Annotated in this window: 9 protein-coding genes; 1 reads left to right on the forward strand and 8 read right to left on the reverse strand. The window is 35.1% G+C overall.

Annotation, left to right across the window (positions count from 1 at the left end):
* The 8 genes from Q0K80_RS08725 to Q0K80_RS08760 all read right to left on the reverse strand — a co-directional run.
* Positions 1-1,283, reverse strand: a 1,283-nt coding sequence (locus Q0K80_RS08725; protein ID WP_294605487.1) for a DUF262 domain-containing protein, incomplete at its 3' end; no start/stop codon positions are given.
* Entirely contained in the window at positions 1,284-4,631 is a 3,348-nt protein-coding gene (locus Q0K80_RS08730; protein WP_294605489.1) for a DEAD/DEAH box helicase family protein, read from the reverse strand. It lies immediately after the preceding gene.
* Positions 4,632-4,634: 3 nt separating this feature from the next.
* On the reverse strand, positions 4,635-5,681 hold the full coding sequence (locus tag Q0K80_RS08735; RefSeq protein ID WP_294605491.1) for an Eco57I restriction-modification methylase domain-containing protein: 1,047 nt from the start codon (positions 5,679-5,681) through the stop codon (positions 4,635-4,637).
* A gap of 3 nt (positions 5,682-5,684) precedes the next feature.
* Positions 5,685-6,422 carry a methylase gene (locus Q0K80_RS08740; RefSeq protein ID WP_294605493.1) on the reverse strand — a complete coding sequence of 246 codons (738 nt, stop codon included), beginning with the start codon at positions 6,420-6,422 and terminating at the stop codon, positions 5,685-5,687.
* A gap of 43 nt (positions 6,423-6,465) precedes the next feature.
* Positions 6,466-6,678, reverse strand: coding sequence for a helix-turn-helix transcriptional regulator (locus Q0K80_RS08745; RefSeq protein WP_003671665.1), 213 nt, complete (start codon positions 6,676-6,678; stop codon positions 6,466-6,468).
* A 28-nt stretch (positions 6,679-6,706) separates the two neighbouring features.
* Positions 6,707-9,316: a DEAD/DEAH box helicase gene (locus tag Q0K80_RS08750; protein WP_294605504.1), complete on the reverse strand. Its 2,610-nt coding sequence runs from the start codon at positions 9,314-9,316 to the stop codon at positions 6,707-6,709.
* 5 nt (positions 9,317-9,321) lie between these two features.
* Positions 9,322-10,041 carry a DUF1837 domain-containing protein gene (locus Q0K80_RS08755; RefSeq protein WP_294605506.1) on the reverse strand — a complete coding sequence of 240 codons (720 nt, stop codon included), beginning with the start codon at positions 10,039-10,041 and terminating at the stop codon, positions 9,322-9,324.
* Between the two features lie 104 nt (positions 10,042-10,145).
* A complete protein-coding gene (locus tag Q0K80_RS08760; RefSeq protein WP_294605508.1) occupies positions 10,146-10,619 on the reverse strand; it encodes a hypothetical protein in 474 nt (157 codons plus the stop codon).
* Between the two features lie 413 nt (positions 10,620-11,032).
* Here Q0K80_RS08760 and Q0K80_RS08765 point away from each other — a divergent pair, with 413 nt between their 5' ends.
* Positions 11,033-11,455 carry a sigma factor-like helix-turn-helix DNA-binding protein gene (locus Q0K80_RS08765; RefSeq protein ID WP_294605510.1) on the forward strand — a complete coding sequence of 141 codons (423 nt, stop codon included), beginning with the start codon at positions 11,033-11,035 and terminating at the stop codon, positions 11,453-11,455.
* Positions 11,456-11,634 lie beyond the last annotated feature (179 nt).

Here is an 11,634-nt window from a genome sequence, read left to right on the forward strand (position 1 = left end):
CGGTGCTCTTCCAGAATAACTAATGCTAATTTAGCTAAGTGATTTCTTTGATGATAAAGGTCCACTTCCATCAAGCTATCGGATAATTTACGATCATCAGGGAAATTAGCCTTTAGCAAGCGCAACAATCTTAGTTTTAAGTTACCATTTACCTTTGATAAATCACAAAGTACAACAACAATTTTATTTAAGCCATTCGTTGGTAATTGACATGCCTTTAAGCGGAACAAGTAGCTTTCTAAGATATGTGCTAACTCGTTAGCCCGTTCTTGGTTAATTTCACCAGAATTTACCAGATCCATTAATAGCATCAGATAAGGGAAAACCACCCTACTATCCATGACGTTAATATGGTCCAAGATTCTGTTGAACTCACTATTTTCAGTTTTATGATTCAATATCTGATCATAATAATTTGCAAACTTGAACAAGTCCGCTAACGCATTTTCAGAGTTTAATTTTTCAGCAATAAAGTAATCTTTGTAACTACCATAAACATTATTTCTCTTAACTGATACATGGGTTTTTAACACTAGATAATGTCGAATGAATTCTGCAAAAGTCTTAGTCGCAAACATCCGCTCAATCTTAACCCAATATTTTTTATAAAGCTCGGATTGCTTCTGCGAATCTAGTTTCATTAAAAGAAAGTTCCGCACCAAATCTGAGGATGAAAGTGAAACACCTGTTGAGTTTAAGCTTTCAAAAATCACTTGTGGATTTTCTTCATTTGGATCGCTACTCAACTCAATATAAACCATATTGAAATGATTCATTGCTTCATACAGCTTAGAACTATCAATGTCAGAATTACTAATCAACTTTTGAAACAGTCGATAATTATCGATGACTTTTGACGGCTGATCATAATCGGTCATCCCATTCATAACGGATTCAAATGCCTCGTAGTCATGCTCGACCGGCTTTACCTTAAGGTGATTATTATCATCAAGATACTTATTGGTTAAATATTCTTCTTCAATTTCAGCCTGATCTTGTTTATCAGCATCCGATAATGCCTTTAGTAGCAAAGTCAAACTAGTTAAACGTTGCTGGCCATCAATGATGCGATAGATATGACTCATCTTATTCCCAGTTTCAGTAACATAAACAATTGCGCCTATAAAATGATCAGTATCGTTTTGTGCAGCTATCGTTAAATCTTTGAAAAGCTGCTCACACTGTGCTTTATCCCATTCATAATTTCGCTGAAAAAAGGGGATTTCAAAAATGGTTTTCCCACTTCCCAAGAAATCAAACAGATGGATACTATCAGCTTTCATCTATTCTTCCTCCCCAAATTCTCGCTGGACGACTTCCTGCAAAGTACCCTCTTGGGCATATTTAGATGCATCAATCTGTTTAAAATGCTTCTCCAATAAACTATTTTTCAGTTCTTTATCAAATCCAAAAATATAGTTAGTCGAAATCAGATAAATAATCCTCGTTGGTGCAAAGCCATATACTTGTTGCTCCATAATATGCTTAATACGTTCATGGTCATCTGGAAAGAGCTGTTTCATCTTCTCACTGCGAAATAATCGCTTAACAATTTCAGTGATATACAGTCCTGACTTCATATATAGGTCGGCAAATGTTTTATTAGGATCATCAAAAATACCTGGATTATTTGTTTCAAGATCATCCACCATATGCTTAACAACTACTTTTGGTGTAAAAATCTGATTTGTCTTTTGTGGAGGAATATAATCGAAAATATCCTCGGTGCTATTGTCATCAAAGTAATTACTTAATTGTTCCTTTTTTTCAAGGAACTGCTGAATAGAATCATTAAACACTACTTCATCAAATAAATGGCCATCAAAATGCTTCTCTTCATTGGTTTCGGCATCAACATAATCACCACCATCTCGCAAGAAACGGAATTGATCCTCCGTGATGTCCGTTACTTCTTTGAAAACATCATCCTCGGTATAATCGTCAAAATTTTGCAAGGTTAAATTCTTATCACCGTAAGCCATAATGAAGCTGGGAATTGTACGAGAAAATCCCCGCAGGTGTGCCCTAGCATCTTCTTCAACGTTGTTTAATTTTTGCTCTTCCTCATGCTTTTCAACACGCTCAACAACTTTAGCCGGAACATCTTCAACCGTCCTCTTGACGTGATCTTGTACCCTTTTACCAAAATCATTCATAATATTCTGAACAGTAGTTTCATATTTTGTTTTAGCTTCGTTAAGTTCTGCTTGATCACGTGCAGCTGCTTGTTCTTTCTTATAGTTAACTTCGGCTACTTTCTTTTGATCGTTAAGTTCGTCAGCAATCTTATCTAATGCCTGCTCATTTTCCTTTTCAATCTGTTGTTGTTGCTTTTTAGCTTCTCTTTTAGACAAGCCATAATCATTAGCAACTCTATTAATAACTTCTTTATTTAGAGAATCATTTACTTTCTTAGAAATAGACTTGACTGCTGACTTAAAGTCCATATTGTCAGTATCAGAAACTGAGTCTACTAAATGGTTTCCTAAGTCAGAGTAAAATTTGTCACCAAAAAGGTCTTTTGATTTACCAATTACTCTCTCCTTGGGAATTTCAACTTCACCATCATCATTAACTGAAACTTCTTCAGCACCTTCAATAGCATTTTGCTCAGTCTTTTTTGCTTTACCTTCTTTAGCTGTTACTAAGCAATTTAATATTTCACGTACTTCAGCAGGTGCTGCAAAGATTCGAGAAATATTAGTAAACAAGAAGTTACTCATGAAACCACGTTTAACAACTTCTTGTGATTTTAACTGACGAGGGATAGACATAACCTGTTTAGCATCAAGTTCAACCATCTTACCATTGTCATCTTCGCCGATAACTGGAAAGAAATTCAACAGTTTACGAATGTTTGCTTCATGCTCAGCAGCGGTTCCTTTGCCATTTGAAGTTTCAGCCATTAAATCATTGGCAAATTCGTCAAAAATAGTTAGTGTCCGTGTTGGATCAAAGTCAAAAACATAGGCATTTTCTTTTTGCACTAATTCGCCACTGCGTTCAAAAGTGTATGGATTTTGTGCTCTAAAGGCAGCTTGCATGTACTCAGCAGGACTCTTCATACTGGAAAGCATCAAAACGGCTGACCAAGGTTTGACTGTTACACCAGTCGTCAACTGCCCCACGCTCAAAGTGATCGTTTTATCGTATTCCTTGGTTGCTTTTTGAACTTTATCAAATGCCTTTTCGTTGGCCTTATCCAGTTGATCATCATTTAATTGATCGTCATCAAGCTTGCCATCACCAGCTGCAAGAATAATATGATAATGCTTAAATACAGGATGCTGCTTTAATTTCTTTGCCAAGGCTTTGGCACTATCCACTCGGTTAAGGAGCCAGAAAGTATGCGCTAGTTCCGTCCGTAATGCTGGAGTTGAGAATGGATATTTTTCCCCAGTAGTTAGTGTATCCAAAAAATGATCCACTGCTTCATCGTAAACAAATTTACCATTCTGTGTTCTGAAGAATTCATTTAAATCAAATGCTGGATCTGCCTTATCACCATTATCTAAATCAACACCCTGTTTTAAAGTGTCTGCCATCATTTGGGATAATTGGTAAGTGAACATGTTTAAGCGCGGCATTACAGCATATGGATTGCTACCACCTTCAGCATCTTCATTCCAATCGGCTTTGGCTTGCTGTTCATCAGCATAAGACCAGTTGTAGATTTGATCTGCAGCAAATTTGCCTTTGGCTAGGGCCTTAAACGGCGTACCAGTAAGATGAAGTGTATACTTACGTTTGATTTTGTCGAATGCCTTATCCGTCTTATAAGTATCCACACCTTCATGGGCCTCATCAATGATCAATAAATCCCAGTTAAGATCTTCAATCCACTTTAATTTGTCGTATTCTCCACCAAAGTAAACCGAACCTTTTAATCCTTGAAGACTCTCAAAAACAACCTGACCATAATCATTGCCATCAGAAATAGAATCAATAAATTCCTGACGAGAAAGTACTGGCTTATCTTTTAAGGCATCCATTTCACTAACGAATTTAAGATTAGTTTGCCAGACAATAAATTTTTCAAAATCATCAAACCAGGAGTTTGCAATACTAGGCCGATTTGTAACTACCAGTACATTCTGCATTTGCATCTTACGGACTAAATCATAAGCAGTGAGTGTCTTACCAAACCGTGGCTTAGCATTCCACAAGAATTTGCTGCCTTCACCATTTTTAAGAAAGTAAGCAATTGTTTGATCGACTGCCTTTTGCTGTTCTTTACGAAGCTCATACTGAACATGCTTATCATTACCTTGAATATCCCCATAATCACGATCAGCAAACTCATGAAAGTAGTGATGAGATGTTGGTCCATCAATATGAAACCATTCTGTCCTAGGTTTCCGTTCAATCTGCTTTTTCTGGGTTAAGTAATCATGAAAATCATGGTCGGTAAAGGTTTCATCGGACCCATCTTCATACCGAGCGTTGCCACGCCATAACAATTTAACTTTGGCATCAACAGTATGGCTCTGTTGCTTAATTCGATCTTCAACAGATTGTGATGCAGTGTAACCTATCTTAGTCCATCCGTTATGGGAAATATCGTTAGGAGTGGTGTAGGCATAAATCATTGGAATGATTCGTTTGAATGATTTAATTTTAGGCATTGCCATTGTCTAGTCCATCTCCTTTACTTTAGTTTCAATAAAGCTAATTTCTTTCTGATTTAATCCATATTTCTTGTAAAGTTGCTGATCAATCTCGTGAACAGATTTTGACCACTCAATATCAGAACTTGAAGTAAAATTCTGAAGAGGGACAAGCCTCCAAACAGGTTTATTCCCATTTTGTGTAATTTTAAGTATTCCCAACATTAACCGACATAATTTTGTACGAATATATTTAACTATGTTTTTTGCTTCTTCTTCAGAGTTACAATTTCCGATTTCAATAAATGTTTCTGTAGAACCCGTATTTGGCCCTATTACTTCAGGATTACTAATTTTTTCACCTAATTCACCAGTTCCATTAGCTTGTGGGACTACTACTTTCCATTTATTAGTATTATCCACAGGATTTATATATTTGGCTTTAACATATTTAAAAGTTCTTTCACCATTAACCCGTCCTAAGATTCTCAAATAATTTTGCCCATCATTTTGATTATGATCAAAGAAAAGTTCTGGCAATCTTTCAAAAATATTTGATGACACGTCGTAATCATGACCCTTACTCAATTTGTTATGAGCCTCAGGATGTTCCCGATGCATTTCTTCTGTAAATCTATATGCAGTACGAGAATAAATAATCTTCGAAAGAGATTCGTAATTAGTACTGCGTACTATCTTTTTCATGATCGTATTTACTATTGGATATGGTGAAAAAATACCTATAGGCCCCAGTTCAAGATCACTATTCATATAAGAAACTGCTATTCCACCCTTAATGTCAGTATTTGGAAATACTTTTGAACTATCTTGTTCGTAATAAACAATCTTTAAGTGAGGGTCATTCAGCATTTTCTTATTCCATTTTTTGGGCGTACTACCCGCATTAAATAAAAATCTTCCTGGATGAATTAGTTCGACTATTTTACCGATTTTGTATGACTCATCAATAAACTTATCGTAAATTGGCGGCGCATATCTTTTATTGTCCCCTTTAGTTTCGTCTTGATATGGCGGATTCCCAATAACAACATCAAATTTAAATTCTTTACTCATTCTCTATCCCATCCTAAATACTTTAGTAATAATAATTTTCTGCTTACTCGTACCATCACTATTTTCTAAGTCATCAAATAGACTTAATTGACCTTCATTAGCACCTATATCATTTGCATCACTATTATTGAACAATGATTTAAAAGTAAAAATCTCTCGTTCAACTTTTGATCCAGACGGAATCCAGTTGCTAAAAGTAATTAACTTTCCTTCATCATTCTTGTAAGTAAGAGTATTTCCTTGGACAATATTTGCGTTGATTACATATTTTGCCGATTTATACAAATCAGTATTAACGCTTAACTCACGTTGCATGAATGCCTGGTAGTGATTTACAAAAATAACCAGCATAGCTTTCTTTGCTCGAGCTAGATTATCCTTCAATAATTCAATAGCGTAAATACTCATTAAGGCCCATAAGGCGTTACTTTTCCAAGTAGTTTTATTAGAAATTTGGTCCACATAGTTCAGCTTCTGGTGTAGGATCTCTTTCAAGAATGCGCCCTCTCCTGCACTAGGTTCAAAAAAAGTAGCATGAATATCGTGGAGTTTTTCTTGAATGGCAGGTTCAGACAGTATCCTTTTCACCATCCACTTAGGTGTAAAAACTTCACCATGATGCTGAACTCGATCTTTTGATTTTATTAAATGACCATCATCATCCATTGCTTTTAATTCAAATTTCTTATGATCAGCTTCAAATTCTTGATCATCGAAAAGGCTTATTTCTTCCTTGCTCATTTTAAATAAATATCACCTCTATCCTCCTTTATTATTCCTTCTGTTACTTTCGTACGATCTCCATAATGTCACTAATATCACAGTCTAAGGCCTTACAAACCTTTAGTAATACCTCAGTCGTAACATTACCATTCCTACCCAACTTAGCAATTGAAGCGGCACTGACTCCACTAGCCTGTTGTAGATCTTTCTTTTTCATGCCACGATCAATTAATAGCTTCCATAATTTGTTGTAACTAAAGCTGATCTCACTCATTATCCAAATTATTCCTCTCTTTATTTACTTAATTGAATATTTCTGGCACATTAACTTTTATCTCTTTTGTTTCATTAATAACATCCGGATCGTTAGCATCGTCTATTCTATTTGATATTAATGGTCCAAAGGGGCCGTTAACAATAAGTTCATCTGCTTTGTCCTCTATATATTGCGACGACTCCCGAGAATATCCATTTTGTTGTAACCATATTCGAAGATCGCTATTAGTTCCATATTCAAGGTATTGATACCAATTATTATCTAAAGGAATACTATTAGCGGACAGTTCCTTTGAAACTTTGAGGAAATACTTACCTAAGACAAAATTAAGCTTGTTTAGTTGATTCATAGTTATATTGATCGCAATGGTATCCCAATTAATGTTTCCTACTAACTTTCGACTTTGATCTAATCGATCAAGAAACTGAAAATCATGGCGTTCACGAATTGCAATTACATAATCACAAATCTGTTTAAGACTATATCCGCTAATCCACATCAAAGTTAACTTGGCATAATCTTCTAAGGTCTGATGTTGTATATTTTCATCTGAATCAGCATTCACAAATTTTCTTTCATAAAGATTCCAGTTAAAAATATGAGCAAGTTTTAGAAAGAATTGATAAGTTTCTTCAACGTTTAGCTTATTTTTATCATTAAAGATTTGAGGGAATCCTTTAATTTGCTCATCAGAAATTGCGCGCGTTAGTAAATTAGATTGATCAGCAGAAAAATTAACGTCATCTTGTAATTCATCTGGGTATCTAGAATGCAAGGCAGTAAAAATTTCTGTTTCATCATCGTCAGAAATCTTCTTCTTGAATTGTTTTCCAGTGAATCCTTCTTGATTATGATTTAGCTCTTTAATATAAATTAGAGATATTTTTCTGAGCAAATCATAGTTTCTCTTATCTGTTACAGCAGAAAGTTTAAGATCACCCGCACTCAATGATTTTTTGATTGCTGCAACTTGTTTAGGCCTTAACGCTTTTTCTACAGATAGATGTTCCTTGCTTATTTTTTTACTTAAATACTTCAAATAAGAACTTAAGTTACTATGCGATTTCTCTTTTTCGCCGGTAATAATAAAGACATTACCGATCATAGAGTGCCCAAGTCTACCAACTCGACCAATTAAATTTAAAAACTCTAACTGGCTTAGTTTTTTCTTACCGTTGCCAAGTGAAGTAACAAAGATATTGTCAGCTGGTAAATTTACCCCTTCTAATAGAGTGCTTGTACAAAAGACAGTCCTTAAGATTCCCTTTCTATATGCCTCTTCAATTTTAGTTCGCACATCAATCGGTAATTCTCCAATATGAAAAGCTATTCCTTTTTTCACCAAATCGATTAATACATATTTAGGATTAATTTTTCTACTAATGTAAGCAGCTAATTCATCTAGTCCTTTACTTTTAATAGTTGGAAGCTGCCTTGAAAAAACGATCGCATCAGACATTACATCTCTTTTAGATCCATAATAAATAAGACTTTGTGTTTTACCCTTCATAACATCGGTAATCATCTTAACAATGTGCGGTATGGCATTTTCTGTAAATTCACATAAATGCTGTTTTTTCTTTGTCTGATCGTTATAAACTGAAAGCTCTTTATTATATCGATCAATTAAAAATTTAGTTTGTGTAACGGGTGATTCATCAACTCTAATATTATTCTTAATACTGCCATCAATTAATTGTAAGAAGACATCTGGATTTGGAATTAGAGGAGAAGCAAAAGTTATTCTGGGCTTTTGCTTCCATTTTTGTACCTTATCAATAATCTCATAGTAGTAGATGCTTCGATCATCCATCTCGGTTGCTTTTTGCGACTCATCAATAAAAAGGTAATCAAGTCTAAGGTCGTCATTATCTAAAAGCAGATTTGATAACCTTTCCGGGGTCATTACAAAAATATAATTTCTGTTTTCATAATAGAGGGCATATTCTTCTACTCTTGAAATAATGCGGTAAGAATGTTCGCTAAGATTGTCAACAAGGTCTGTCAACAAAGAACTTCGCACTTCTGTGATCAGCGCCTTACTTGGCACTGTTATAGCAAAATTAAGCTTTTCGCCCATTTTAACTTTATATTCAATGAATTTTTTCATTAAATATGTTTTGCCCATCGATGTCGGTGCAGAAAAACTATTGATACTATTTTCTAGTGAGTTAAAGATTTTATCTTGGTCACCAATAAAAGTTTGGTTTTCTTGTCCCGGAATTTTTCTTTGAATTTTGTTGTAATTATCAATCACTTCATCCCATAGGAAATCAACAGTATTTATTTTTATGTACCCATGATTTTCTCTAGGTAAGTAGTTTTTCAAGCTACTTAGAACGGTGTTTCTTACAATATCAACATTAGGATCTTCTGAATACATTTCTTGTAGCATAGTAATTATTTTAAGAGCTAAATTTTTACATTCTGAAGCCCCATTATTACTTTGAGATTTGGATAATAGATCTGCGAATTTTAACAGATCTGTTTTTTCTTTTTTATCTAACGACCATTTTGCTTGAAAAAGAAAGTATGCATATTGAGTAAATAATTGTTTAACTAGCTTCCTCAAATAATGATTTTGTTGCAAATTATCACAAAGATATTCCGCAAGTGATTTGTTTTTTTTAACCATAGTCCTTACCCAATTAGTTCTCTCATAATCGTATTTCCATCGGTGCTTGCGCTAATGAGCGGAAGCATATATACATAAAAAGAGGAACGTTGCCATTCATTTAGCCTGATTTCATCGTCTAACTGAGCAATTACCTGATGGAGGTCATTCTCAATGATCTTACGACACTTTACCTTTGCTTCATCAGTAGAGCAATTTTTCAAATTATCATCGGGTGCAAATTTATAGCCAATAAATAGCCCATAAGCTGCCACTTCATCTATCTTGTTTTCTGTAGGTACTAGAATCTTTAAGATAGCTTTACTCTCTTCCTCACTGTATCGCTCACGTAATATGGAGCTATCGATCAAATCGATAGGCATAACCAAAGATCGGGATCGATTATTCCTAAATTCTTTTAATTCTGATACAACATTCTTGATTGCATCTTGCAAATTATCATTAAGCTGTGACGCCCCTAGAATCAACTGACTTTTTCCTTTGTTGTCCTTTAAATAGATTCCCTCACTATTAATTGTATGTGAATTTGCTGAAATTTCTGCTCGAGTATAAATTTTCTTAGCGTCATCAATGTGTTCAAGAAAAATATAAGTCAACATTTCTCCTAAGAGATTTTGTGGTACACCACTATGCATATAATCTCTTAATAATCTTGTTGCTTTTATACCTGCCACATCATTCTTTTCAATACCTCTGGCAGCGGCATAACTAGTAATATTTTTCAAAATAAGGTCTTCCAGGTTTTTATACGAAAATGGAAAGAAATCTGGCTTTAAGATAAACGCATGGATAGCATTACTATTCTTAATTAGTGGCAACTCTTTAGTAGCTACTTCGGTAAACACTGATGAAAATGAATCATCAGAAACAGTTTTTTTAAATATCCATTTGGTCCACTTTTAGTGAGCTTTTTTTGTTGCCCAGTTATTGCCTCTTCAATTAGCTCGTTTAGCAGATTTACACAAAAGTATGGAACAGCATTAGCTCCTAGTTGAATCGCATCTTTGTTAACTGTTTGAAGCTGTGCGGCCATAGATTCTTTGTCACTAGACGAAAAGCTGTCGATATATTTTCTAAACGATTCTTCATTAATAACTGCACCCTTGACCTTCTTAGCAGCACTGTAATTCAACCCTTTGTAATAAAGCTTTTTCAAGTTCAGAGGGCTATATGTATTTTCCTTCCAGTTATTAGTGTACTTGCCCAAGACAATATTTATAGAGCCCTCAATAGAATGACCATCATCCTCACTCATAGCTATTCGTAATGAATCAATCAGGATTCTAAATTCATTGTTCGCCATTTTTTCAAATCCTCCAAAGTAGCTACGAGTAACTTCAAGTAGCTAAAGTAGCTGATCAGTATTCTTCAAATTGATACTACCAACTTGTCAGTTAAATGAATGAGACCTAATAAGTTCATTATATCAACTTTTATTAGCAGATTGTTTATAAAATTAAATGATCGCGCATTTTATTGGCTGAACAGCATATGTTGCTCGATCAACAACTTTTACTAGCATGCACCTAACTGAATAACATCCTGTAACAAGCCACTAGTAAGGCAAGTTGCAGTACCCAAGCGATTCTATCGTTTAGGTCTGTTTCTTATTGACTTATTAGTGGCTTTTAGTATGCCTTCGATTCCTTCGCTTGGGAGATCCAAGAGGAGGAATTTTTTATGAAGAAATACTACGACGACCGTCACAAGCTCAACATGGAGATCTTAGACGTTAAAGATGGCAGTATGCACATTAAGCTACATCAACCAAGTGGGATCAAAGAAATCACGGTCACAGAAGCTAAAGGCAAAGAAATCATTGAACTTAATCGTATTGAATACAACGATAACCACCATGAAACCCGTCGTCATGTTTCACTCGAAGCCTATGACCCATATGGCGCCCTAGTAAAAGATGATGCTGATCCGTTGCAAGAGGTAATTAATAAGGAAGAAATGGATCAACTCCACCAGAGTATTAGTCAACTTACACCAGCACAGCGAAAGTTACTCATGAAGAAGTTCTGGGATGGCATGAAACAGATAGACATTGCCAAAGACGAAGGTGTCAGCAAAATCGCAATTACTAAGCGTTTGCAAACCATCAGGCGACGCCTCAAAAAAATTCTTCAAAAATAATCGTTTACTTTTCCGCTTTCCATGGCCTGTAAGTGTAAGGCAATTATTCCTTACCAAGTTTAACTAAGAAAGGATAAACGACATGGCTAATAAAATTTCAATTTTAGTATCTAAGCATCCCCGCCAAGATGGCGTCGTCAGCATGCGTGGCATCACAATCCGTGAGCGACTGCTACGTT

Source organism: uncultured Lactobacillus sp., assembly GCF_945290125.1.
Taxonomy (GTDB): Bacteria; Bacillota; Bacilli; order Lactobacillales; family Lactobacillaceae; genus Lactobacillus; species Lactobacillus rizhaonensis.

Coding starts and splice junctions, on each gene's coding strand:
- Q0K80_RS08740 (WP_294605493.1), bottom strand. CDS start 6,422: ATGAGCAAGGAAGAAATAAGCCTTTTCGATGATCAAGAATTTGAAGCT.
- Q0K80_RS08760 (WP_294605508.1), bottom strand. CDS start 10,619: ATGGCGAACAATGAATTTAGAATCCTGATTGATTCATTACGAATAGCT.
- Q0K80_RS08730 (WP_294605489.1), bottom strand. CDS start 4,631: ATGGCAATGCCTAAAATTAAATCATTCAAACGAATCATTCCAATGATT.
- Q0K80_RS08745 (WP_003671665.1), bottom strand. CDS start 6,678: ATGAGTGAGATCAGCTTTAGTTACAACAAATTATGGAAGCTATTAATT.
- Q0K80_RS08765 (WP_294605510.1), top strand. CDS start 11,033: ATGGAGATCTTAGACGTTAAAGATGGCAGTATGCACATTAAGCTACAT.
- Q0K80_RS08750 (WP_294605504.1), bottom strand. CDS start 9,316: ATGGTTAAAAAAAACAAATCACTTGCGGAATATCTTTGTGATAATTTG.
- Q0K80_RS08735 (WP_294605491.1), bottom strand. CDS start 5,681: ATGAGTAAAGAATTTAAATTTGATGTTGTTATTGGGAATCCGCCATAT.